Here is a 24054-nt window from a genome sequence, read left to right on the forward strand (position 1 = left end):
GCACTGGCCGGAAGCAAACACTCCGGCCAGTACAGTGAGTCAACCGGCTATACCAAGGCACCATAAATTGTCAGTAACGCGACAACGACAATCACCGTCAACGTGACTTTTCGCGCCAGAGAAACCGCCGCTCTAGGTGTTTGCACGGGATCTAAATGAGGTTCTCGCGCTAACGAATACTGGGCGAGGCGCGTCAGTACTTGATACTGCTGAGAGCGGAAATCCCCCAATGAAGCAAACCAGGCAGGTAGCGCTCTTTCACCGTGCCCCAATAGTGCATAGGCGACGCCCACTAACCGCACTGGGATCCAGTCCAGACAATGCAAGATGCTATCAATACCAGATTGAGAACGCTGTAAAGGTGTGTGATGGCGTGCCAGCCAAGTTTGGTATCCACGTAACATTGCGTAGCCCGCTAAAGCCACCGGGCCGTAATTAGCACAGACAACAAACCAGAAAATAGGCGCTAAGTAATAGCGGAAGTTTATCCATAGCAAGGCATTTTGTAGAGACTGTAATCTGACTTTCTCGCCACTATCCACCGGCAAGCCGTGGATCAGCGCAAGCTCCTCTGCCATTTTGTCAGTGGCATGAGCATCACCCTGACGAGCTGCTTTCAAATAAGCACGATAATGTTTACGAATTCCACCGGCCCCAATGCACAGCAGGCAAATTAGGATCCAAAGCAGCAGCAGAGGGAAACCAAACAAGATGTTTTGCACTAACCGTAAAATTAGCCATACCAACGCCATCCACACCGCAGTCAGTAAAATTGTTTGTACCAACGAAAAGTGACGTAAACGCGTAAATACGACTTCAAGGCGATGATCTAGCTGCCAATGTTCGCCCAGTTTAAATAAGCGCTCCCATGCAAGCACCAGCAACAGCGTAAACAGTGTCATTAGCTCTTATTCTCCCTTTCTTAACCAACCCTAAAACAGGGCGTATGCCTCCCGGCATGCATAAACGACAATATCAGTCGAGGCTAAATGCGAATAAGCACTCGACAATAAACCTCTGGTTAATACTGGACTACCTAGGCATTACGATGGCTGAGATAACGCCGCCAAACGCTGTTGATACAATACCCAGTCAAAAGCTGGACCGGGATCAGTTTTACGACCTGGTGCAATATCACTGTGACCCGTCACCCGCTCTGCGGTTATTGGATAGTGGGCAAAAAGTAGCGCACTTATCTCGGTTAGGCTGCGATATTGTGCGGGCGTAAACGGTAACACATCTGTTCCTTCCAACTCGACTCCAATGGAGAAATCGTTACACCGCTCACGCCCGGCAAAAGTTGATACTCCAGCATGCCAGGCACGCTTATCAAAAGGAACATATTGAATAATTTCACCGTCTCGGCGAATGAGGCAATGAGCCGAAACACGTAAGTGAACAATATCGGCAAAATAAGGGTGTGCATTAGCATCGAGTGTACCGGTAAATAGTTGGTCGATATACGGGCCACCGAACTCACCCGGAGGCAAACTGATATTATGAATCACCAACAGATAAGGGTCTTCACCTTCGGGCCGCTGATCGAAATGGGGAGAAACCACCCGTTTAACCCCTGAAATCCAGCCATTATCTAACTGCATTGTTTATCTAAGCCCTCTAATAATAGACTTCAACCGGCTCTTTTAACCCCAAAAGACTTGGTTTTGCAGATAAGTCGCTAACTCGCTCATCTCGATAAATTTACCCAGCTAAGTAAACGCCAGCGACGGCAAGTACAAAGGGTATATGGCACTTCTGTCTGCAACAGAGTAGCATGTTTGGATAACTATCCATCCGCCATTTCGGAGTTTTCTATGCCGACCCGCAGCTATAATGCCGACAGCCGCCGCGCCGAGCTATTGGAACGAATTCAATATGATATCCCTTCTACTGTAGCTCAAGCTTTGAGTGAAGATCTTGGTGGTGAGGTCAATCCAGACCGTGATCTCACCGCACAATTACTCCCAGCAGATAAACAAGCCAAAGCCACTATTATTACCCGCGAAGACGGTGTTTTTTGCGGCCAACGCTGGTTGAATGAAGTGTTCATCCAACTTGGCGCTCAGGTATCAGTCGAGTGGCTCGTTGACGATGGCGACAAATTGACAGCAAATCAGGTGCTTTGTCATCTGACGGGCCCAGCCCGTATCCTGCTAACCGGTGAGCGCACTGCTCTTAACTTCCTGCAAACGCTATCAGGTGTTGCCACCGAAGTAAGCCGCTATGTAGCAGTGCTCTCCGGGTTAAATACACAATTACTCGATACTCGAAAAACACTCCCAGGGCTGCGCACTGCGCTGAAATATGCCGTCCTTTGTGGTGGTGGCAGCAATCATCGGCTCGGTTTATCCGACGCTTTTCTTATCAAAGAAAATCATATTATTGCTGCCGGGTCTATCAAAGAAGCGGTTGCCAAAGCATTTTGGATACATGCCGATGTCCCTGTCGAAGTTGAAGTTGAATCCCTTGATGAACTACAGCAAGCCCTGGAGGCAGGTGCTGATATCATCATGTTGGATAACTTCACCATTCCTATGATGCGTGATGCGGTAAAAATGCGTGATGAAGTTGCCAAGACTCAGAGCAGCGCACAACTGGAAGTTTCAGGTAATGTCACCCTAGAAACGCTGCGAAGCTATGCTGAAACCGGTATTGACTTCATTTCAGTCGGCGCACTCACCAAACATATTACTGCCTTAGACCTTTCCATGCGTTTCCAATAATCCTAGCAAAATATCTTCGGCGGAATACAACCATTAACAGACTCTGATTCTGTTTTGCGAACCCCGCCGAAGTTATCTGTCCCGCTATTGCAACGACCTAAATATTCGACAGTACGCTTCGCAAATCAATGTAATGCCCCTATTGCCATAAATTAAAAAGCGGCACTCTTACCTCGTTTTCACACACACAAGGAAAGTGCTATATGGCTAATCAACAAGGTTTTACATTAATTGAATTGATGGTCGCAATTGCCATCATTGCTGTTCTCAGCGGCATTGGCATCCCGTCCTATCAGCGTTATATCCAGAAAGCAGCACTCACCGATATGTTACAAACCATTGTTCCCTACAAAATGGCGGTAGAGCTTTGCGCTATGGAACATGCCAGCCTTGATAGCTGTAATGCAGGTAAGCATGGGATTCCAGCAGGGGAAAAGTCACGTTACGTTAGCACCACTGCCATTAATAAGGGGGTGATTACATTGACGGGCCTGCACACTCTTACCGATTTGACGTTGGCGATGTCGCCGACATTCAATCAGAGTGGAAATGTCACCTGGACAAGAACATGTATAGCTAAAGATAGCAGCCTTACTGATAGCTGTAACAGCGTGTTCCGTTTCAATGATAAGGCCTCAATAGAATGAGTGAATTTATGGCATCCTCACCCCAAATAATTAGTGATGAATTACACACACTTTGTCGCCGTCATCGAACAATAGCTCTAACTCTTGATGGTCAGAATTTGTCTATCGCCTCATCAAGCCCCGTCGATGATGAACTATTAACGGCACTGCGCTTTACTTGTGGCCGCAAGATAAGAGTGGAATATTGGCCAGAAGCCAAAATTGAACAATCATTAAATCTGGAGTTATTCGAAGACACTAAATCCAAAGAATCCCATCAGGATAGCGCTGTAAAAGGCAGGGAACCGCTTGGGGCTACATCATCAAACCTGTCACTACAAAATTCTGATGAAATGCAGTTGGATAACGAAAGTGATATTCCTGTTATCCAATTTATAACCCAAACACTGAGGCTAGCCATTGCAAAGCGGGCATCAGATATCCATTTTGAACCTTATCAGCATCACTATCGCATCCGATTAAGAATTGATGGTGTACTGCATGAAGCTCCACCGCCCATAGCCGAATTAGCCAGTCGAATCAGTAGCTGCCTGAAGGTCATGGCTAAACTGAATATCGCTGAAAAGCGGCTATCACAGGATGGTCAACTCGCTCTGTTGTTAGACGGTATCCGCTACTCCATGAGAATAGCAACTCTTCCGGTGCAGTATGGCGAGAAAGTCGTACTAAGAATTCTGAACACCCAGCAGAAACCTACGCTCGAAAAACTGGGGTTAACTACAATCGCCCATCAACAGTTATCACGAGCATTATCCGCACCGCAGGGTTTAGTTCTGGTCACCGGGCCGACCGGCAGTGGTAAGACAGTGACCCTGTATTGCAGTTTGGACCAACTTAATCAGCCACAAATCAATATCTGTAGTGCTGAAGATCCTATCGAAATCCAGGTTGATGGTATCAATCAGACTCAGACCAACAATAAGATTGGGCTCGATTTCTCGAGTGTATTACGTGCAATGCTGCGACAGGATCCAGATGTCATTATGCTCGGTGAAATTCGGGATAATGAAACAGCTGAAATAGCCGTTAAAGCGGCACTTACCGGGCATTTGGTTCTTTCTACATTACATACCAATTCAACTGCCGAGACGCTAATACGTCTGACACAAATGGGAATAGAGCGCCACTTAATTGCGTCCAGCTTGATATTAGTTATCGCCCAACGTTTGGTGCGCAAATTGTGCCTGCACTGCCGACAGGTATCACCCACACTTTTTCAGGCCCCTTCTGGTGTGCGAACAACGCCATTGCAGCATTATCTTGCTGTCGGCTGCGAGCATTGTTGTGCTGGCTATTATGGCCGAACAGGAATTTACGAAATGTTAAATATAACCCCGTCAATTCAACAAGCTCTACTCAATAATGTCAGCCCGTCAGAGCTCACGCGAATGGCGCAAGATCAAGAACAAATAACATTACTCTGCGCAGGCTTAGCATTGGTCGAAAGCGGCATGACGAGTCTCGCTGAAATTAATCGTGTAGTAGGGTTGTTAGCAGAACACGAGGTAATGCATTGAGTTATCAGCGATTATTTTACTGGAGGGCCATTAACACTGAAGGCCAGCTACAAACAGGTGCGCTATTGGCAACAGAGAGAAATATTGTCTATGAACATATGCTTCGTCATGGATTGCAACCCTTAGGCGTTAAGGGTGGCAAACGGTTATCAATTGGCTACTGGCGAGGAGATCGGCTAGTCGCGGTTACTCGTCAATTAGCCACTTTGCTGCAAGCTGGGCTGCCTTTGGTCAATAGTTTGCAACTATTAGCCAAAGAAATGGATGCCCTCCCTTGGCAATGCTTATTGCAGGAGATAAGCCAGCGGGTGTCACAGGGGCAATCATTATCAGAAGTGATAGCTCGCTACCCTAATACGTTCCCTCAATTATATCCCCCAGTCATTGCCATGGGGGAACTCACTGGGAATCTTGAACAATGCTGTATTCAGTTAGTACATCATCAGGAGCGCCAGCAAAAACTGCAAAAGAAAGTGGTTAAGGCACTCAAGTATCCGGTATTTGTCTGTGTTATTGCACTGGCTGTTAGCATCCTCATGCTGGTCTTGGTGCTACCTGAGTTTGCACAAATATATCAATCATTCGATACGCCATTACCGGCACTGACCGCCGCACTGCTATTGATGTCGGCATTCATTACTGCTTATGGGCCATTTATAGCATTGTTAATGGTGTTACTTTGTAGTGGATATCTGTATATACGAAAACATCAAGCTCGCTGGCGACAAGCGGAACAAAGGCTTTTATTACGTCTTCCTGTTGTTTCAGCACTCATTCGCGGTAGCTGCCTTAGCCAAGTGTTCCAAACACTGGCGATGACCCAACATGCGGGATTACCACTGACGGCGGGATTGGATGCGGCACTCGTATCCATCAATAACAGTAGCTATCAGCAAGCACTGAGGCATATTCAAACACAAATTAACCAAGGCGTTCCTCTGCATATAGCCCTTGCCCAACAACGACTATTTCCTCCCTTATGCCAACAAATGGTTCGTGTTGGTGAGGAATCTGGTGCACTGGATGTACTACTAGAAAAACTGGCAAATTGGCATCAGCAGCAAACCCAAGATTTGGCTGATAATCTGACCCAAATGTTGGAGCCACTTTTAATGCTAATTATTGGCGGCATTGTTGGGATTTTAGTAATTGCGATGTATTTACCCATATTCCAATTAGGGGATGTTATCGGGTAGGCCAATAAAGGTATCAAAATAAGGGAGCTTGCGGCTAAGACTGCGTAAGGAGAGCCATAGAAAAAGGGCGCTGAGTGAATACGCCCTTTTCATATCAATGCTTAAACATCATCGGAAATCAGATATTAATTACTGCCAAATACCCGATTTTCTTGCTCTGCAACACGGATAAATGTTGTGCGTTTAGTCAGCTCTTTTAAATGCGAAGCCCCTACATAGGTACAAGCTGAACGCAAGCCGCCCATAATGTCGCGAACAGTGTTATCAACAGGACCACGTAATGGCAATTTAACCGTTTTGCCTTCTGCGGCGCGGTATTCAGCAACACCACCCACATGACGTTTCATCGCAGACTCAGAGCTCATACCGTAGAACAGCATAAACTTCTCGCCATTCTCTTCAACCACACGCCCTTCACACTCGTCGTGCCCAGCTAGCATACCGCCCAGCATGACAAAGTCAGCACCGCCACCAAAAGCTTTTGCCACATCACCCGGCACTGAACAGCCGCCATCACTGACAATCTGACCACCCAAGCCATGAGCGGCATCAGCACATTCGATTACTGCTGATAATTGTGGATAACCAACACCGGTTTTAACACGAGTGGTACAGACCGAACCCGGGCCAATACCCACTTTAACAATGTCAGCGCCCGAAAGAATAAGTTCTTCTACCATCTCGCCAGTCACCACATTACCGGCACAAATGACTTTATCTGGGCAAGCTTCGCGTGCTTTTTGCAGGAAGGAGACAAAATGCTCAGAGTAGCCATTAGCGACATCGATGCAGATAAATTTCAATGCCGGCGATAATGCCAAAATTTGCTTCATTTTGTCGAAATCGGCAGAGGAAGTCCCGGTTGAGACCATGACATGGCGCAATACAGACTCAGGAACTCGTTTAACAAACTCGCCCCATTGCTCAACACTGTAGTGTTTGTGAACTGCGGTAAGAACATCAAATGATGCCAGGACTTCTGCCATGCGGAAGGTGCCAACAGTATCCATATTAGCGGCGATGATAGGTACACCAGACCAATTCCAACCTGAATGTTTGAAGGTAAACTGACGTTCCAGTTCCACTTCAGAGCGACTTTTCAGTGTTGAACGCTTTGGACGGATTAACACATCTTTAAAGCCTAATTTCAAACCTTCTTCAATACGCATGGCTGATTATTTCCTGGTTAGTGGCGATAGATCGCAAAATGTGATCGGGCGTAAATCACGCCATCCCAGTGAAGCTATCATACGCATGAATAATTCTACGGCAAGACTGCGAATGCACCTTTATTTACGCTACAATCCCACAAATTACCTGAAGAGTACCGACAGCTCATTTATCACCGTGTCCACTTCATATATTTTTCCACGTAGTTCAAACAGAATGCATACCTTGCTATGCCTTCGCACCTGCTTTCAGATACAATTCGGCCACTCATTAACAGTATGCAAGGCTAGGCAATGACCTATATTGTGGCCCTCACCGGTGGCATTGGCAGCGGTAAAAGTACAGTAGCGGATGCATTCGCCAACCTCGGAGTGCCCCTTGTTGATGCTGATATTATTGCTCGTCAGGTTGTTGAACCGGGGATGCCAGCACTAGCGGCTATCACCTCTCACTTTGGTGAAACTATCCTGCAAGCGGATGGCACATTGAACCGAGCAGCATTGCGCGAAAAAATTTTCAGTGAGCCACAGGAAAAAGCATGGTTAAATTCATTGTTGCATCCATTGATTCAGCAGGAAACTCAGCGCCAACTCGCGGCTATTGATAAACCATACATACTTTGGGTTGTTCCTCTGCTGGTTGAAAATGGTTTACACCACCGTGCTAATCGTGTGTTAGTGGTAGATGTTGCACCTGATATACAACTCGCTCGTACCATAGCGAGAGATGGTATTACCCGCCAACAGGCAGAACATATTTTAGCCTCACAGGTTTCGCGGCAGCAGCGGCTGGCCTGTGCTGATGACATTATTGACAATAGCGGCGATCCCTTAGTTATCGCCCCGCAAGTTGCGGCATTACACCAACAGTATTTAAAATTGGCAGCTGCGGCCCAACAGGATCTATATCGATGAGTGACCTCACCTCAACAATACTTTTTGAACATCCGCTTAATGAAAAAATGCGTACCTGGCTGAGAATGGAGTTTTTACTACAACAATTAGAAAGCCAACGTTCGTTAGATAATATTGCCAGTGCATTGACGTTTTTCCGAACTGCATCTGATTTAATCGATGTTCTTGAGCGCGGTGAAGTTCGGACTGATTTGCTTAAGGAACTTGAACGTCAGCAGCAAAAGTTGCAGCAGTGGGCTGATATGCCCGGTGTCGATATTTCACGGGTGGATTCACTGCGCAGTCAGCTAAAAAACCGAGCCTCAGTATTAATGTCTGCGCCGCGTATCGGCCAGTCATTAAAAGAAGACCGTTTAATCAGTGTTGTTCGTCAGCGTCTAAGTATCCCCGGTGGCTGCTGTAGTTTTGACTTGCCCACTTTACATACCTGGTTGCACCAACCGCAAGACCAGCGCAATCAGCATATTGCTAAATTACTGGCAAGCCTGACGCCACTCAATCAATCACTGACCATCATTTTAGATTTAATTCGCCAATCAGGTCCGTTACGAGCACAAATCAGCTTAAATGGCTTCTTCCAAGACAATGCGGAAGGGGCCGATTTGCTCAGATTGCGTCTGCCGCTGGAGCCGCAACTGTATCCGCAGATTTCTGGTCATAAAACACGATATGCCATTCGCTTCTTACCACTTGATAGTGAAAATGGCACCGTGCCAGCTCGTTTATCGTTTGAATTGGCCTGCTGCTAAGTTGATAGATTTTAGGAGAAAAAACATGGAAACCGAAGAAATAGAGGTTAACTGCCCAACATGTGGAAAAGTAGTGATCTGGGGTGAACAAAGCCCTTATCGCCCTTTCTGTTGCAAGCGTTGCCAGCTTATTGACTTAGGTGAATGGGCAGATGAAGAGAAACGTATACCTAGCCATGGTGAACAATCCGATAGTGATGAATGGACGGAAGAAGACCCTCTCAAGCACTGATCGTTTTAACCACTGGTTACTGTTTCGCAAGAATGGAGCAAGTCATCCGCTCCATTCGCCTCAGATCAAATACCAATCATATTAGTGGCCTGCATTATGCAGTGAGTAATTCTATGATGGCGGTATTAGCAGGCGGGAATTCTTGCGCCAACAACTCAGATTGTTTCACCCAGCGCATCGGTTGCCCTTCACGGCCAAAAGGTTCGCCATCCCAAGCGTCAACTATATAAAAATGTAGTGTCACGATACGGTCAGCATAAGCATGTTCAAGCACTTTAAATAAAGCGGCGTTTCGCACCACAATGCCCGTTTCCTCCAACAACTCGCGCTGCAAAGCTAGCTCTGGTGTCTCTCCCTGCTCAACCTTACCGCCGGGGAATTCCCAAAAGCCGGCCATATGAGAATCAACCGCGCGCTGAGTAATAAAAATCTCCCGCTGTGCGTTACGAATAATCCCCACTGCAATATGTAAGTGTTTCAATTCTCTCGCTCCTGAAAGGGACATAAACGCTAGCCTAAGCCTTACCCTGATTGTTTTTCCTAAAATCGAACGGCAAAAAAGAGCCAAAATAAAGGGCGGTTTTTACGCCGCCCTCATTAACAGTATCGATCCTAGCCTAAAATATTACTGTAAACGGCCGTGGCACTGTTTGTATTTTTTGCCTGAACCACATGGGCATGGATCATTACGCCCCACTTTGCGCTCAAGGCTGGCAGCAACACTGACTTCTTCCTGCGACATCAATGCACTGTTATCAGACTGATGGCTCAGTTGTTGCTGTTTAGCCAAACGCTCAGATTCTTCACGGCGCTGTACTTCCAGCGCTTCAACTTCTTCTGGCATCCGCACCTGTACTTTGCTCAGCACACTGATCACTTCATATTTCAGTGATTCCAGCATGGCAGCAAACATGGCGAAAGATTCACGCTTATATTCTTGCTTAGGATCTTTCTGTGCGTAGCCACGCAGATGGATACCCTGACGCAGGTAATCCATGGCAGCCAAATGCTCTTTCCACAAGGAATCAAGTGTTTGTAACATCACGCCTTTCTCGAAGTTGCGCATCATGTCAATGCCAACCACTTCTTCTTTGCGGTGATACACTTCGATAGCCTGTTGCAGGATTCGCTCACGCAATGTTTCTTCATGCAACTGTGGCTCATCTTCAAGCCATTGAGCGATCGGCATGTCCAGGTCGAAATCATTTTTCAGACGCTGTTCCAGACCTTCAACATCCCACATTTCCTCCAGAGACTGGGTTGGGATATAGCTGTCGATAACCGTTTTGAAAACGTCTTCACGGATGCTGTTGATGGTTTCGCTAACATCAGACACATCCAACAGCTCATTACGCTGGCTGTATATCGCCCGGCGCTGGTCGTTTGCCACATCATCATATTCAAGCAATTGCTTACGGATATCGAAGTTACGGCTTTCAACTTTACGCTGCGCGTTGGCAATAGCTTTGGTGACCCATGGGTGCTCAATCGCTTCGCCCGGCTTCATACCCAATTTACGCATCATGCCAGACACACGGTCAGAGGCAAAAATACGCATCAAAGCATCTTCCATTGACAGGTAGAAACGTGAAGAACCGGCATCCCCCTGACGACCCGCACGACCACGTAACTGGTTATCGATACGACGCGATTCATGGCGCTCAGTACCAATGATATGCAAACCACCCGATGCCAGTACCGCATCATGACGAATCTGCCATGCCGCTTTAATCGCCGCAATTTGGTCTTCAGTTGGGTCTTCCAGCAGGGCAATCTCACTCTGCCAACTGCCGCCTAACACGATGTCAGTACCACGACCCGCCATGTTGGTCGCGATAGTTACCGCTCCCGGCTGACCGGCTTGAGAAACGATTTCCGCTTCCATGGCGTGGAACTTGGCGTTCAGAACTTTATGTTCGATACCGGCTTTGGTTAACTCAGCAGACACCACTTCAGACTTCTCAATCGAGATAGTACCCACCAATACTGGTTGGCCGTTCGCTGTACGCTCACGGATATCTTCGATGATTGCGCCAATTTTTTCCTGTTCAGTCATATAGACTAAATCAGCTAAATCCTTACGGATCATTGGGCGGTTGGTGGGTACAACGATGGTGTCCAGCTTATAAATAGAGCTGAATTCGAACGCTTCGGTATCCGCAGTACCGGTCATACCGGCCAGTTTTTCATAGAGACGGAAGTAGTTCTGGAAAGTGATAGAAGCCAGCGTCTGGTTTTCGTTCTGAATTTCTACGCCTTCTTTCGCTTCAACTGCCTGATGCAAGCCATCGGACCAACGACGACCTTGCATGGTACGGCCAGTGTGCTCATCAACGATGATAACTTCACCATCTTTCACGATGTAATCAACATCACGGGTAAACAGAACGTGAGCACGCAGAGCCGCAGTAACATGGTGCATTAACATGATGTTACTTGGAGAATACAGCGACTCCCCTTCGTCCATGATGCCCGCTTCCACTAACATTTGTTCAATCAGAATCAGACCGCGTTCAGTCAGGTGAACCTGACGTGATTTTTCATCCACGGAGAAGTGCCCTTCCCCCTGGAAGCTGTCGGAGTCTTCTTTTTCCTGACGAATCAGTTTTGGAATCAGCTTGTTAACCCGAATATACATCTCGGAGCTATCTTCAGCTGGGCCAGAGATAATCAGCGGAGTACGAGCTTCGTCGATCAAGATGGAGTCAACTTCATCCACCAATGCATAGTGCAGCGGACGCTGTACGCGCTCTTCCGGACTGAACGCCATGTTGTCACGCAGATAGTCAAAACCGTATTCGTTGTTAGTGCCGTAGGTGATATCTGCAGCATAAGCAGCGCGCTTAGCTGGCGCCGTCATATTCGGCAAGTTGATACCAACACTCAGGCCCAAGAACTCAAATAGTGGACGGTTATTTTCGGCGTCACGTTGAGCCAAGTAGTCGTTGACGGTAACTACGTGAACACCACGGCCACTCAACGCATTCAGGTAAGCTGGCAGTGTTGCGGTCAGTGTTTTACCTTCACCAGTACGCATTTCTGCAATGCATCGCTCATTCAGTACCATACCGCCCAGCAGCTGCACGTCGAAGTGACGCATACCGAACACACGTTTACTGGCTTCGCGCACCACAGCAAAAGCCTCAGGAATCAGAGTTTCCAGCACTGCACCTTTTGCCAGGCGCTCGCGGAATTCATCAGTTTTGGCACGTAATTCAGCATCGGTCAGTTTTTCAATTTCAGGTTCCATGCGGTTGATAAGATCAACCACTTTCTGCATACGGCGCAGGGTACGATCGTTACGGCTGCCAAAAACTTTGGTTAATAATTTGATTAGCATGATTCTTAATATCTCTTACAAGACCACCAAACCGGCGGCCAAAGGTTGTATAAAATTGGGGTAAACCAAGAGAATAGTTAGCTTAAAATGGCAGGCCCGGCTCGGATGCCTTGCACTTGTGCAAGCCAAAGTCCAGGTTTATGTAACGATAGGACTGGCCGTTCAACCTGCTCGGTATAGCGAATGATGGCGGGTGGCTTGAACTCATGAGTCAGGAGTGCATTCAGCGTATCCAGCAATGCAAGTTGCTGAATTTGTGATGGCTGCACCTGTTCGACTTCTGCAACTTCCTGCACTCTGGCATAAGCCGCTTGGGGAGCCAGTGCAAATGAAAGGTGACGAATAACCGTGCGCAGTGCATGCTGTTGCCAGTAGTCTACGCTGAATGAAGGGCGACGATGCATATCATGCAGCAATGCCAAACTATTAAAGTTTGTCGCGCCGTAATTCTGACGGCTTTGGCTTGATGATGTATTGGGGATTGCAGCTTGATCAGGAACGCCAGACAGATTTGATGGCACGCCAAGACTCGCCGCTACCATCCCCAATAGGAGATGCGGCCAGAAATAACGTCTGCCAAATTGTCGCCAACGATTTAGAATACCGATCACGAGTTTAAAATCCGCCGGAGCCTTGTCAATGCGTGAAAGCCGCCCACAATTATTAGATGTTCTGTTCGATGATGCCATTGCAGCAGAAAACGGACCGCTGCATAACGTACAACAACGCGCTACAGCACTGTTAAAACTTAACCGTGCAGTAAAAGGATTGCTCCCTTCACAGTTGCAGCCGTGGTGCCGTGTCGCTAACTATCGACAGAGTGTTTTAGTGCTAGAGACCGCGAACGCCAGCTGGTTAATGCGCTTACGTTATGAACAACCCGCGCTACTCTCTGCACTACGAGCGCAAATTCTACCATCATTGTCTTCAATCGACATCAGGATTAATCCGTCGTTAATGGCCAAGGGCCATAACATTACGCAAGATATCGCAAAATCTACGCAAAATTCTGAGAAATCGCCGCCATTACGTCATTTAAGCTTAGAAAGTGCTAAGGAATTAAGAGGATTAGCGAGCCGTAGCCCTGAAAAACTGAGGACGATATTGGAACGATTGGCTGCGTTGGCCGGAGAGAGTGCCAACGCAACCAAAAGTGATAAATAAACTTAGTAAGCTAATACTGTAGACGGAGCTTTGAATGCCAATGGCATTTCGGCTTCGTCTTGGAACGTCACATATTCCCAAGCTTCTTGCTTAGCTAAAACAGCCTGCAATAGCTTGTTGTTTAGTGCATGACCAGATTTGTACGCAGTAAATGCGCCAATAATATTGTGGCCGCACATAAACAGGTCGCCAATAGCGTCCAGCATTTTGTGACGAACAAATTCATCTTCGAAGCGCAGGCCATCTTCGTTCAGCACGCGGTAATCATCTACCACGATGGCACAATCGAAACTACCGCCCAGGCACAAACCACGGGACTGCAGATATTCGATATCACGCATGAAACCAAAAGTACGCGCACGGCTGATTTGGCGGACGAATGAATCGGCCGAGAAATCTAAACGGTAGCGCTGAGTACTTGAGTCAATCGCCGGGTGATTAAAATCAATGGTAAAATCTAAACGGAATCCATTGAATGGAGACAATTCAGCCCATTTATCACCGTCTTCAACCCGCACAGTCTCTTTCAGACGCAGGAATTTCTTCGCAGAGTTTAACTCTTCGATACCGGCATCCAGCAGCAAGTACACAAATGGACTGGCACTACCGTCCATAATCGGTACTTCGGGAGCGTTAACTTCAATAATAATGTTATCAATCCCTAACCCTGCCAGAGCAGCGTTGAGATGCTCAACAGTAGAAATACGCACGTCATGCTCATTGACCAGGCAAGTACAGAGCATGGTATCACGCACGGATTTTGCATCTGCCGGAAAATCAACCGGTGGATTCAAGTCAGTGCGACGATAGATGACCCCGGTATTAGCCGGCGCGGGTCGCATTGTCAGTGTGACTTTTTTACCGGTGTGCAAACCGACGCCAGTCGCCTGAACAATACGTTTTAAAGTCCTTTGTTTGATCATCGTTTTATCTCGCAATGTTATCCATCCTACCGATCAAGCTTATAACAAGATCGGCGGGACAGTTTAGCACAAAGAGCGGAGATTCCAATTTTTTCGGAAATTAGTCGGCTTGCTTACGCAAAAATGCCGGAATATCCAAATAATCGGGCTCTTTATTGGTTTGAGCAGTTGGATCATTGACCACTTTAGCCGCAGGTTTAACTTCCTGAGGTAAAGGAGACATACCATGCTGCTGGTAACGGTGGTCCATAACAGGCTGTGTTTGCTTGTTGGTAACCAGCGTAATTTCAGGGCGTTTGTCCATGCCGATGCCGGTCGCAACAACAGTTACGCGCAGTTCATCGTTCATTTCCGGGTCTAATGATGTACCGATAACTACGGTCGCATTGTCAGACGCAAATGCACGGATAGTATTACCCACAGTTTCGAATTCGTCCAAACGCAAGTCGAAACCAGCCGTGATGTTAACCAGAACGCCACGAGCACCAGACAGGTCGATATCTTCCAGCAATGGACTGGAGATAGCCATTTCTGCTGCTTCTTCAGCACGATCTTCGCCGCAAGCAACACCAGAGCCCATCATGGCATAACCCATTTCGGACATCACAGTGCGCACGTCAGCGAAGTCGACGTTCATCAGGCCTGGGCGGGTAATCAGTTCGGCGATACCCTGAACAGCGCCTTTCAATACGTCGTTAGCTGCACCGAATGCATCCAGTAAGGAGATGCCACGACCCAGAACTTTTAGCAACTTATCGTTCGGAATAGTGATCAGTGAGTCCACATGCTTGGACAGTTCAGCAATACCCTGCTCAGCAAATGCCATGCGTTTCTTGCCTTCGAAATTGAAAGGCTTGGTAACCACAGCAACTGTCAGAATACCCAGTTCTTTTGCCACTTCAGCAACCACAGGAGCGGCACCAGTACCAGTACCACCGCCCATACCTGCGGCGATGAACACCATGTCTGCGCCTTCAAGGGCTGCACGCAGAGCTTCACGGTCTTCTTCAGCTGAAGTACGACCCACTTCTGGGTTTGCGCCAGCACCCAAACCTTTGGTAATACCGCTACCAATTTGGATAGTTTGGCCAACAGCCGTCTTACGTAGCGCCTGAGCGTCTGTATTAACGGCGAAGAATTCAACACCTTCGATGCGCTCGCGCACCATGTGTTCGACGGCATTACCACCGCCACCACCGACGCCGATGACTTTAATCACCGCGTCATTGGTTAGTTCCATAGGTTCAAACATAGTTTCTCTCCGTTTTGTGCCTGTCGCTTCGAGATCAAAAAATATGTTCAGCATGATCTCTTTGTTGAAACATTAAAACTCTTTTCTCAGCCAGCTATTGATACGTTTAAACCAATTGCCCACTGAGGCACGTTTTTCTACTTCTGACTCACCACTGAGATGAGATTCTTTACCATAGTGCAACAACCCAACAGCAGTGGAGTAATAAGGTTCCTGTGCATAATCCGTCAGCCCGGTGATATTGAGCGGTTGACCGATACGTACCTGGGCATGAAATACCCGTTGAGCGCATTCAGCCAAACCATCAATTTGTGCCGCTCCGCCTGTCAGCACGATACCGGCTGCCAGATGATGCTTCACGCCTTGCTGACGTAATTGCTCCTGCAATTGTAAAATCTCGTCATTAACCAAATTCAGCAACTCGGTGTAGCGTGGTTCTATAACCTCTGCGAGTGTCTGTCTTTGCAGACTACGTGGAGGGCGTCCGCCAACACTTGGCACTTCTACACTTTCGTCCTTGCTGACTATCGACCCGAGCGCACAGCCGTGTCGAACTTTAATCGCTTCCGCATCTGTTGGCGGTGTCCCGAAGGCATAAGCTATGTCGCTGGTGACCACGTTCCCGGCGTAAGGGATAACTTTGGTATGGCGCAATGCCCCACCGGTATAAACCGCCATATCCATGGTGCCACCGCCGATGTCGACAACACAGACACCCAGCTCACGTTCATCTTCGGTCAATACTGCATAACTTGCGGCCAAACCGGCGAAAATCAGTTGGTCCACTTTCAGACCACAACGTTCCACCGCTTTAACAATATTCTTCGCCATATCGTTATGGCAGGTAATCAGATGTACCTTGGCCTGCATCCGCACGCCAGAAAGACCAACAGGATTTTTAATGCCTTCCTGATAATCAATGGCATATTCCTGCGGAATAACATGCAAGATACGATGCTCATCACGCACACGCACCGACTTCGCGGTATGCACTACGTTTTCTACATCTTCCTGAGTTACTTCCTCTTCCGAAATAGGAACCATCCCTATTTCATTCTGACAACTGATATGTTTACCCGACAATGCCAGATAGACAGATGAAATTTGGCAATCTGCCATTAACTCAGCCTGATCGATAGCGCGCTGTACGCATTTCACTACCGATTCAAGGTCGTTAACCCCACCCTTATCCATGCCACGGGATGGGCAACTGCCTACCCCAATAATATTGACCATGCCATCGGGCAGAACTTCCCCTACCAATGCGGAGACCTTTGCCGTTCCGATCTCAAGACCTACTACCAGTTTTCTGTCCGTCGACTTGATCATTGTTGTTTTGCCTGTGCCTGATTCTGTTGCTGATTACTGTTCTGCTGGCCATTTATTGGTGGCTCACCACCCTGACTGCCGATAAATACCGGTGCCCAACCTATTGCAGCCCCTGTCTCATATCGCAAATCAACATAACTGACCCGTTTATCTGGCTGCTGTTGCAACATCGGATATAACTTAATGAAACGTTGCAAACGCCCCATCCGGTCATCCCGTCCCAGCTCCAGCCGAACATCATTATCTAAGGCCAACTGCCAAGAATGTCTGGCACTCATCGCCACCATTTTTAGCTGATACTTATTGGCCGCTAACACCTTGTTCATTGCCCGGTAGCCTTCCAGAACATCCTGTTCGCTGCCTTCCGGGCCATACAGTAATGGCAATCTCTGCTTGCCGATTCGCTCAGACGGAACACTGAATGAACGCCCCTGCTCATCAACCATATGCAAATCATTCCAGCGGGCAAAGGGCACATACTCCACCAGATGGATTTTCAGCTCATCCGGCCACTGTTTACGCACACTGGCCTGCTGAATCCAAGGGAGCCTTTCAATCTGCTGCTGGATGATGTTGACATCCTGCGTCATAAAAGTACCCGGTGCGCCCAATGCCAGAATCGCCTGGCGAATATCATCATTGGTGGTGTAATGCCGCTCACCCGTCACCACCAGTTTCGACAGTGGCAGTCGGCTGGCATCTTTCATCCACCCCACCACCACCCATCCACCCCAGAGGATGGTTCCCAGCACCATCAGCAGGAAAATCAGCCCCGCTAATTGGCCTCCGTTACTGCGCCGGGCTGCGCTATTTTCCGCCGCACGTTCACGCGCATTCAGGGCAGCTTGCGACATATCAGTCAGCCAACATCAGAATTCGGGCCACCAGTTGGGAGAAACTCAACCCTGACTCGCGTGCAGCCATCGGCACTAGACTGTGGCTGGTCATACCCGGAGAAGTATTCACTTCAAGCAGATAGAAACGGCCATCGCTGTCTTGCATCACATCAACCCGCCCCCAGCCACTGCAACCCAGCGCCTGATAGGCCTGTAATGCCAGTTCTGCCAACTGTTGTTCTAACTCGGCACTCAAACCACTTGGGCAGAAGTATTGAGTTTCGTCGGACAGATATTTCGCTTCATAATCATAAAACACGCCGGGAGCCTGAATCCGAATAGACGGCAAAACCTCGTCACCCAGAATTGCGACCGTGAATTCCGGCCCGCTCAACCATTTCTCAATCAGCACATCACTGTCATGGCGAAAAGCTTCCACCAAGGCATCTTGTAGCTCACTGGCTTGATCAACCTTGCTCATCCCGACACTAGAGCCTTCGTGGCTTGGCTTAACGATTAATGGCAGGCCAAGCTTAGCGACACATGCCGACAATTCCTCTGACGAAAGTGTTTCAAACTGTTGATGATTTAGTGCGACATAAGGTGAAATTGGCAAACCTGAAGCTTGCCACACCAATTTTGTGCGCAATTTGTCCATCGTCAGCGCTGAAGCCATCACGCCGCTGCCGGTATAAGGCAGTTGCAGAAACTCCAACACACCTTGCAGCGTACCATCTTCACCACCGCGACCATGCAGAGCGATAAAGACTTTATCAAAACCCTGTTCTTTAAGCTGAGTGACTGGAAAGTCTTTGGTATCAACGCCATGTGCATCGATACCCGCTTCTATTAAGCCCGCTAAAACAGCCTGGCCTGAAAGCAATGACACTTCACGTTCAGCAGAGGTACCACCCAGCAGTACCGCGACTTTCTCAGCCATGATGTTCCTCGTCTTTTTTCTGTGGCTGCAATTTAAGCTCAGCCAATTTACGGGCAACTTTACCAATGTTGCCAGCGCCCTGAACCAGAATCAGGTCATCGCCATTCAGCACTTGCGCCAACACTTCAGGTACGGTCTCACTGTCTGAAACCAAAATCGGGTCCAACTTGCCACGATTACGGATGGTACGGCACAACGAGCGGCTATCTGCCCCTGGGATCGGCGGTTCACCGGCGGCATACACATCCAACATCAGCAAAACATCAACCTGCGATAATACATTGGCAAAATCGTCATACAGATCACGAGTACGGGTATAACGATGCGGCTGGAAAACCATCACGATACGTTTATCCGGCCAGCCGGCACGCGCTGCTTTAACTGTGGCATCCACTTCTGTCGGATGATGACCATAGTCATCGACCAACATCACGCTGCCCTCCTTGCCATTGACCGGTGCCAGCGGGAAGTTGCCAAGGAAATCAAAACGGCGGCCTGTCCCCTGGAATCCTGCCAACGCACGCAGGATGTCATCGTCTTCAATGCCTTCTTCGGTCGCCACTGCCACCGCTGCTGCTGCATTCAGTGCGTTATGACGGCCCGGCGCATTCAAGGTCACGGTCATCAACGGCTTATCCAAGCGCTTCAGTGTGAAGTGCCCCTGCGGGCCTTCCTGACGATAGCTGGCAATCTGCACATCAGCATCATCACTGAAGCCGTAAGTGGTGATATGGCGGCCCACACGCGGTAATAACTCACGCACTACAGGGTCATCGATACACATCACGGCACGGCCATAAAACGGCAAGTTGTGCAGAAAATTAATAAATGTCTGTTTTAAATTCTCAAAGTCGCCCTGATAGGTATCCATATGGTCGGCTTCGATATTGGTGACAATCGCCACCATCGGCTGCAAATGTAAGAATGACGCATCACTCTCATCGGCTTCCGCAATCAGGTAGCGGCTGGAACCCAAACGAGCATGAGTACCAGCGGCTTTCACCAATCCACCATTAACAAATGTTGGGTCCAGACCCGCTTCGGCATAAATACTGGAAACCATCGCCGTGGTGGTGGTTTTACCGTGGGTGCCAGCAACTGCAATCCCATGGCGATAACGCATTAATTCAGCCAGCATCTCGGCGCGGCGGATCACCGGAATACGCGCCTCGCGAGCGGCAACAATTTCCGGGTTATCCGCAGAAATTGCTGTTGAAACCACTACCACACTGGCGTCCAGTACGTTTTCTGGACGGTGGTGGAAATAAATCTGTGCGCCCAATGAAGTCAAATGCTGGGTTACCGGGTTGGGTGCCAAATCTGAACCACTAATCTGATAACCTTCGTTTGCCAACACTTCAGCGATACCACCCATGCCAGCACCACCGATGCCAACAAAGTGAATGTGCCGGACGCGACGCATCTCGGGCACGATAGTACGTAGTTTCGCCAATTGTTGTGTATTCACGTTTTTCTTCACTTTTTTATCTGTTGCATATTCACAGCCCGCATTAACTGCCAGCCATTCATTATCTATTTTACTTACAGGCAGCGACCACTTCGGCGGCCACACGCTCAGTTGCGTCAGGAATGGCTACCTGCCTTGCCTGCTCAGCCATCGTCAATAAAGTGGGGCGATCCCACTGCGCGAGCAAGTGACTCACTGCTTGCGCGGTAAATTGTGGCTGCTCAATAATTTTGGCTGCTCCCGCCTTTTCTAGCGGCAATGCATTCCAATATTGCTGCCGGTCTTTATGCTGGAAAGGCACAAAAATTGCCGGTAACCCGGCGGCAGCCACTTCACTGACCGTCAACGCACCGGAGCGGCAGACCACTACATCGGCCCAGGCATAAGCAGCAGCCATGTCATCGATAAATTCGACAACCTGATGTTTACCACCCTGCCCCACTTGCTGATAGGCTTCTAATACCTCAGGTAAAGCGCCTTTTCCCACCTGATGCCAGACGGTAATCTGCTCACCCAATGTTGCCGCAACTTGCGGCAGAGTTTGGTTCAATACCCGCGCCCCTTGGCTACCACCGATAACAAGCACCCGGATCGGCCCTTCGCGACCACTGAGGCGCTCAGCCGGTAATGGCAGTGCTAATACGTCGGTACGAACTGGGTTCCCGACCACCTCGGCATGAGGAAATGCGCCAGGAAATGCCTGTAAAACTTTCTTCGCGATTTTGGCGAGCCAGCGGTTAGTCAACCCTGCAATACCGTTTTGCTCATGCAGAACCACCGGAATACCGCACAGCCATGCCGCCAAACCACCGGGGCCGGAAACATAACCGCCCATCCCCAACACCACATCCGGCTGGTAATCACGCATGATTTTCTTCGCCTGACGCACGGCACGATAAATTCGCACCGGGGCACTCAACTGGGCCATCAGCCCCTTACCACGCAAACCAGAAATCTGAATGAAATCAATTTCAATGCCGTTTTTGGGTACCAATGACGCTTCCATTCTGTCTGCGGTGCCTAACCAACGCACCTGCCAGCCTTGCGCCATCAGATGATGTGCAACGGCCAATCCGGGGAAGACATGCCCCCCAGTGCCACCCGCCATCACCATTAAACGCTTGGTCTTGCCACTCATCGGGCACTCCTTACAAACGCCTGGGCTTTTGCCAGACGTGTTTCAAAATCAATACGTAACAACAGCACTATTGCGGTTGACATAATAATCAGGCTCGAACCACCGTAACTTATCAGTGGCAATGTCAAACCTTTGGTTGGCAACATCCCGGCAGCAGCCCCAACGTTAACCAGCGCCTGAAAACTAAACCAGACGCCAATCGAACAGGCCAAAAAGCCAGAAAATCGCTGATCTATCTCTAATGCACGACGCCCAATGGACATCGCACGAAAAGCGACGAAGAATACCATTAACAATGCGAGAACCACACCGAAATACCCGAGCTCCTCGCCTAAAATCGAGAAAATAAAGTCGGTATGTGCTTCCGGCAAATACTCTAATTTCTGCACCGAATTCCCTAGCCCCTGTCCCCAGAATTCACCGCGGCCAAATGCCATCAGTGATTGGGTGAGCTGGTAACCGCTGCCGAACGGATCAGCCCATGGATTCCAGAACGATGTCACTCGGCGCATACGATAAGGTTCAGCGACAATCAGCAAGCAGACGGCAAAGACACCGGAGCCGATGATAGCCAGAAACTGCCACATTTTTGCCCCTGCCAGGAACAACATCGCCAACGTAGTGATAAACAGCACCACCACGGTACCTAAGTCAGGTTGCGCCAGCAGTAATACTGCCAGAATAACCATCACGCCCATCGGTTTGCAGAAGCCCCAGAAGTTACTACGAACCTCTTCAACTTTGCGCACCAGATAGCTGGCCAGATAACAAAACAGTGACAGCTTAGATAACTCCGCGGGCTGAATACGTAGCGGCCCCAGTGCAATCCAGCGAGATGCCCCGTTTACTGAGCTACCCACCACTAATACAACCAACAGCATCACTATTGAAATCAATAGCATAATATTACTGTAGCGCTGCCAGACTGCCATCGGGATGCGCAGCGTGACCAGTGACAAACCGAATGCCAACACCAGATACAGTGCATCACGCTTGGCAAACAGGAACGGGTCACTGGCCAGACGCTGACCAATCGGCATTGACGCCGAGGTCACCATCACGAAACCAATAATCGCCAAACCGAACGTCAGCCACAGCAAGGTTCTGTCGTAAAGCACCATGCTGGTGGTGTCGCTCTCCCGCGATCCCATCACAAAATGCTTTAGGGTATTAAACAGCCCCAGCCCCGGCATGCGCATCAGCCCAACTCCTCAGCCAAACGAGCAAACTCATCACCGCGTTGCTCAAAACTGCGGAACTGGTCCAAACTGGCGCAAGCTGGTGAGAGTAAAACCATGTCTCCCGGTGCCAAATCTTTGGCCAGCAGCTGCATGGCTTGTTCCATTGTTTCGGTCAGTTGCGAGACTTCAGGACGTAACTCAGCCAGTTGCTCACCATCACGACCAAAGCAGTAAATCTTGATATGGTCGCCTTGCAAGAAACGGGTCAATCCGGAGAAGTCAGCGGATTTGCCGTCGCCACCCAGCAACAGATGCAGGGTGCCATCAACCTGTAACCCATCCAGTGCCGCTTCGGTGCTGCCCACGTTGGTGGCTTTGGAATCATTAATCCAACGCACGCCATTGTGCTCAAACACCAATTGAAAGCGGTGTGGCAGGCCAGTAAAGGTGGTCAATGCTTTCAAGCTTGATGAGCGCGGAATACCAACGGCATCAGCCAGCGCAAGGGCTGCCAACGCATTGGTGTAGTTATGACGCCCGGTCAATTTCATCTCCCGGGTATTCAGCACTTTCTCACCGCGCACTCGCAACCAGATTTCACCCTGCTGTTTATTCAGATGATAATCACCGACATCCACACCAAAACTGATACAGCGGCTATCAGCACCACGCACCGGCATGGTCAGCGCGTCATCGGCATTCACGACACAAACTTTAGCGTTTTCATAAACTCGCAGTTTGGCTGCACGATATTGCTGCAAACCGAACGGATAACGGTCAGTGTGATCTTCCGTGACATTCAATATGGTGGCAGCGTTAGCACGTAAACTTGAGGTGGTTTCTAACTGGAAGCTGGACAGCTCCAGCACCACCAGTTGGTTTTCTTGTTTCAACAGCGTGAGAGCCGGGACCCCAATGTTGCCGCCAACCCCCACCTGCCAGCCAGCGGCTTTTGCCATCTCGCCGACCAAGGTGGTCACGGTACTTTTACCGTTAGAACCGGTAATGGCGACTACCGGTGCTTGATTCTCACGACAAAACAGCTCGATATCACCGACAATCTCGACGCCAGCATCCGCCGCATCACTCAACGCCGGATGCGCCAGTGCAATACCGGGGCTGGCAACAATCAAATCAGCATCTAACAGCCATTGCTGGTTCAGGTCGCCCACATGGCGCTCAACACTTTCGGGGAGCTTATCCAGGCCCGGAGGATTGATACGGGTATCCATAACTCGCGGCGTCACACCGCGCGCCATAAAGAAATCAACGCAGGAAAGGCCGGTTAGCCCCAGCCCGATAATGACGACTTTTTTACCCTGATAATCAACCATA

General features: G+C 49.0%; 23 protein-coding genes. 8 read left to right on the plus strand and 15 right to left on the minus strand.

Features of this window, described 5'->3' with window-relative positions; genetic code table 11:
• Positions 1-47: 47 nt before the first annotated feature.
• Together ampE and ampD are read right to left on the minus strand one after the other, a co-directional pair.
• Entirely contained in the window at positions 48-902 is an 855-nt protein-coding gene (gene ampE, locus FTA96_RS20225; RefSeq protein WP_050106536.1) for a beta-lactamase regulator AmpE, read from the minus strand.
• 141 nt (positions 903-1043) lie between these two features.
• On the minus strand, positions 1044-1601 hold the full coding sequence (gene ampD, locus FTA96_RS20230) for a 1,6-anhydro-N-acetylmuramyl-L-alanine amidase AmpD (RefSeq protein ID WP_050106537.1): 558 nt from the start codon (positions 1599-1601) through the stop codon (positions 1044-1046).
• A 213-nt stretch (positions 1602-1814) separates the two neighbouring features.
• On the opposite strand from ampD, the gene nadC reads away from it, so the two are divergent.
• From nadC to hofC, 4 genes are all read left to right on the plus strand, one after another.
• Positions 1815-2723: a carboxylating nicotinate-nucleotide diphosphorylase gene (nadC, locus tag FTA96_RS20235; RefSeq protein ID WP_050133228.1), complete on the plus strand. Its 909-nt coding sequence runs from the start codon at positions 1815-1817 to the stop codon at positions 2721-2723.
• A 203-nt stretch (positions 2724-2926) separates the two neighbouring features.
• The gene (gene ppdD / locus FTA96_RS20240; RefSeq protein ID WP_145529947.1) at positions 2927-3370 is read left to right on the plus strand and encodes a prepilin peptidase-dependent pilin; all 444 of its coding nucleotides are present in this window, start codon (positions 2927-2929) and stop codon (positions 3368-3370) included.
• A gap of 8 nt (positions 3371-3378) precedes the next feature.
• A complete protein-coding gene (gene gspE / locus FTA96_RS20245) occupies positions 3379-4887 on the plus strand; it encodes a type II secretion system protein GspE (RefSeq protein ID WP_145574749.1) in 1509 nt (502 codons plus the stop codon).
• Positions 4884-6083 (plus strand): protein transport protein HofC, encoded by a 1200-nt coding sequence (gene hofC, locus FTA96_RS20250; protein ID WP_050145594.1) that lies wholly within the window; start codon positions 4884-4886, stop codon positions 6081-6083. The genes gspE and hofC overlap by 4 nt, the downstream gene beginning before the upstream one ends.
• A gap of 125 nt (positions 6084-6208) precedes the next feature.
• On the opposite strand, the gene FTA96_RS20255 is transcribed toward hofC, so the two are convergent.
• Positions 6209-7252 carry a GMP reductase gene (locus tag FTA96_RS20255; RefSeq protein ID WP_050106542.1) on the minus strand — a complete coding sequence of 348 codons (1044 nt, stop codon included), beginning with the start codon at positions 7250-7252 and terminating at the stop codon, positions 6209-6211.
• A gap of 294 nt (positions 7253-7546) precedes the next feature.
• Between FTA96_RS20255 and coaE the strand changes: the two genes are divergently transcribed.
• Genes coaE through yacG form a run of 3 tightly spaced genes read left to right on the plus strand, consistent with a single transcriptional unit; the run spans position 7547 to position 9148 of the window.
• Entirely contained in the window at positions 7547-8167 is a 621-nt protein-coding gene (coaE, locus tag FTA96_RS20265; RefSeq protein WP_145574751.1) for a dephospho-CoA kinase, read from the plus strand.
• On the plus strand, positions 8164-8916 hold the full coding sequence (zapD, locus tag FTA96_RS20270) for a cell division protein ZapD (RefSeq protein ID WP_050106544.1): 753 nt from the start codon (positions 8164-8166) through the stop codon (positions 8914-8916). The genes coaE and zapD overlap by 4 nt, the downstream gene beginning before the upstream one ends.
• 25 nt (positions 8917-8941) lie before the next feature.
• A complete protein-coding gene (yacG, locus tag FTA96_RS20275; RefSeq protein WP_050106545.1) occupies positions 8942-9148 on the plus strand; it encodes a DNA gyrase inhibitor YacG in 207 nt (68 codons plus the stop codon).
• Between the two features lie 94 nt (positions 9149-9242).
• On the opposite strand, the gene mutT is transcribed toward yacG, so the two are convergent.
• From mutT to secM, 3 genes are all read right to left on the minus strand, one after another.
• Positions 9243-9629 (minus strand): 8-oxo-dGTP diphosphatase MutT, encoded by a 387-nt coding sequence (gene mutT / locus FTA96_RS20280; RefSeq protein WP_050106546.1) that lies wholly within the window; start codon positions 9627-9629, stop codon positions 9243-9245.
• A gap of 144 nt (positions 9630-9773) precedes the next feature.
• On the minus strand, positions 9774-12488 hold the full coding sequence (gene secA / locus FTA96_RS20285) for a preprotein translocase subunit SecA (protein WP_050106547.1): 2715 nt from the start codon (positions 12486-12488) through the stop codon (positions 9774-9776).
• Positions 12489-12565: 77 nt separating this feature from the next.
• Complete coding sequence (gene secM / locus FTA96_RS20290; RefSeq protein ID WP_050106548.1) at positions 12566-13099, minus strand: secA translation cis-regulator SecM; 534 nt, start codon at positions 13097-13099, stop codon at positions 12566-12568.
• A gap of 28 nt (positions 13100-13127) precedes the next feature.
• Between secM and FTA96_RS20295 the strand changes: the two genes are divergently transcribed.
• Positions 13128-13652: a DUF721 domain-containing protein gene (locus tag FTA96_RS20295; RefSeq protein WP_050121563.1), complete on the plus strand. Its 525-nt coding sequence runs from the start codon at positions 13128-13130 to the stop codon at positions 13650-13652.
• A gap of 2 nt (positions 13653-13654) precedes the next feature.
• On the opposite strand, the gene lpxC is transcribed toward FTA96_RS20295, so the two are convergent.
• The 9 genes from lpxC to murD form a co-directional block, all read right to left on the minus strand.
• Complete coding sequence (gene lpxC, locus FTA96_RS20300; RefSeq protein WP_050100472.1) at positions 13655-14575, minus strand: UDP-3-O-acyl-N-acetylglucosamine deacetylase; 921 nt, start codon at positions 14573-14575, stop codon at positions 13655-13657.
• 100 nt (positions 14576-14675) lie between these two features.
• Positions 14676-15827 (minus strand): cell division protein FtsZ, encoded by a 1152-nt coding sequence (gene ftsZ, locus FTA96_RS20305; RefSeq protein ID WP_004706197.1) that lies wholly within the window; start codon positions 15825-15827, stop codon positions 14676-14678.
• Between the two features lie 72 nt (positions 15828-15899).
• Positions 15900-17156 (minus strand): cell division protein FtsA, encoded by a 1257-nt coding sequence (ftsA, locus tag FTA96_RS20310; RefSeq protein WP_002210431.1) that lies wholly within the window; start codon positions 17154-17156, stop codon positions 15900-15902.
• The gene (gene ftsQ, locus FTA96_RS20315; protein ID WP_050106550.1) at positions 17153-18010 is read right to left on the minus strand and encodes a cell division protein FtsQ; all 858 of its coding nucleotides are present in this window, start codon (positions 18008-18010) and stop codon (positions 17153-17155) included. The genes ftsA and ftsQ overlap by 4 nt, the downstream gene beginning before the upstream one ends.
• Position 18011: 1 nt before the next feature.
• Positions 18012-18932 carry a D-alanine--D-alanine ligase gene (locus FTA96_RS20320; protein WP_050150333.1) on the minus strand — a complete coding sequence of 307 codons (921 nt, stop codon included), beginning with the start codon at positions 18930-18932 and terminating at the stop codon, positions 18012-18014.
• Complete coding sequence (gene murC / locus FTA96_RS20325) at positions 18925-20400, minus strand: UDP-N-acetylmuramate--L-alanine ligase (protein ID WP_145574754.1); 1476 nt, start codon at positions 20398-20400, stop codon at positions 18925-18927. Before murC ends, FTA96_RS20320 begins: the two co-directional genes overlap by 8 nt.
• A gap of 70 nt (positions 20401-20470) precedes the next feature.
• A complete protein-coding gene (murG, locus tag FTA96_RS20330; protein WP_050106552.1) occupies positions 20471-21538 on the minus strand; it encodes an undecaprenyldiphospho-muramoylpentapeptide beta-N-acetylglucosaminyltransferase in 1068 nt (355 codons plus the stop codon).
• Positions 21535-22737, minus strand: a complete 1203-nt coding sequence (gene ftsW, locus FTA96_RS20335) for a cell division protein FtsW (protein ID WP_050145591.1) — start codon at positions 22735-22737, stop codon at positions 21535-21537. The genes murG and ftsW overlap by 4 nt, the downstream gene beginning before the upstream one ends.
• The gene (gene murD / locus FTA96_RS20340) at positions 22737-24053 is read right to left on the minus strand and encodes a UDP-N-acetylmuramoyl-L-alanine--D-glutamate ligase (RefSeq protein WP_050106554.1); all 1317 of its coding nucleotides are present in this window, start codon (positions 24051-24053) and stop codon (positions 22737-22739) included. The genes ftsW and murD overlap by 1 nt, the downstream gene beginning before the upstream one ends.
• Position 24054 lies beyond the last annotated feature (1 nt).

It is taken from the genome of Yersinia alsatica, from assembly GCF_902170305.1.
Taxonomy (GTDB): Bacteria; Pseudomonadota; Gammaproteobacteria; order Enterobacterales; family Enterobacteriaceae; genus Yersinia; species Yersinia alsatica.

Coding starts and splice junctions, on each gene's coding strand:
- ampE (WP_050106536.1), bottom strand. CDS start 902: ATGACACTGTTTACGCTGTTGCTGGTGCTTGCATGGGAGCGCTTATTT.
- ampD (WP_050106537.1), bottom strand. CDS start 1,601: ATGCAGTTAGATAATGGCTGGATTTCAGGGGTTAAACGGGTGGTTTCT.
- nadC (WP_050133228.1), top strand. CDS start 1,815: ATGCCGACCCGCAGCTATAATGCCGACAGCCGCCGCGCCGAGCTATTG.
- ppdD (WP_145529947.1), top strand. CDS start 2,927: ATGGCTAATCAACAAGGTTTTACATTAATTGAATTGATGGTCGCAATT.
- gspE (WP_145574749.1), top strand. CDS start 3,379: ATGGCATCCTCACCCCAAATAATTAGTGATGAATTACACACACTTTGT.
- FTA96_RS20255 (WP_050106542.1), bottom strand. CDS start 7,252: ATGCGTATTGAAGAAGGTTTGAAATTAGGCTTTAAAGATGTGTTAATC.
- coaE (WP_145574751.1), top strand. CDS start 7,547: ATGACCTATATTGTGGCCCTCACCGGTGGCATTGGCAGCGGTAAAAGT.
- zapD (WP_050106544.1), top strand. CDS start 8,164: ATGAGTGACCTCACCTCAACAATACTTTTTGAACATCCGCTTAATGAA.
- yacG (WP_050106545.1), top strand. CDS start 8,942: ATGGAAACCGAAGAAATAGAGGTTAACTGCCCAACATGTGGAAAAGTA.
- secA (WP_050106547.1), bottom strand. CDS start 12,488: ATGCTAATCAAATTATTAACCAAAGTTTTTGGCAGCCGTAACGATCGT.
- FTA96_RS20295 (WP_050121563.1), top strand. CDS start 13,128: ATGCGTGAAAGCCGCCCACAATTATTAGATGTTCTGTTCGATGATGCC.
- lpxC (WP_050100472.1), bottom strand. CDS start 14,575: ATGATCAAACAAAGGACTTTAAAACGTATTGTTCAGGCGACTGGCGTC.
- ftsZ (WP_004706197.1), bottom strand. CDS start 15,827: ATGTTTGAACCTATGGAACTAACCAATGACGCGGTGATTAAAGTCATC.
- ftsA (WP_002210431.1), bottom strand. CDS start 17,156: ATGATCAAGTCGACGGACAGAAAACTGGTAGTAGGTCTTGAGATCGGA.
- ftsQ (WP_050106550.1), bottom strand. CDS start 18,010: ATGTCGCAAGCTGCCCTGAATGCGCGTGAACGTGCGGCGGAAAATAGC.
- FTA96_RS20320 (WP_050150333.1), bottom strand. CDS start 18,932: ATGGCTGAGAAAGTCGCGGTACTGCTGGGTGGTACCTCTGCTGAACGT.
- murG (WP_050106552.1), bottom strand. CDS start 21,538: ATGAGTGGCAAGACCAAGCGTTTAATGGTGATGGCGGGTGGCACTGGG.
- ftsW (WP_050145591.1), bottom strand. CDS start 22,737: ATGCGCATGCCGGGGCTGGGGCTGTTTAATACCCTAAAGCATTTTGTG.
- murD (WP_050106554.1), bottom strand. CDS start 24,053: ATGGTTGATTATCAGGGTAAAAAAGTCGTCATTATCGGGCTGGGGCTA.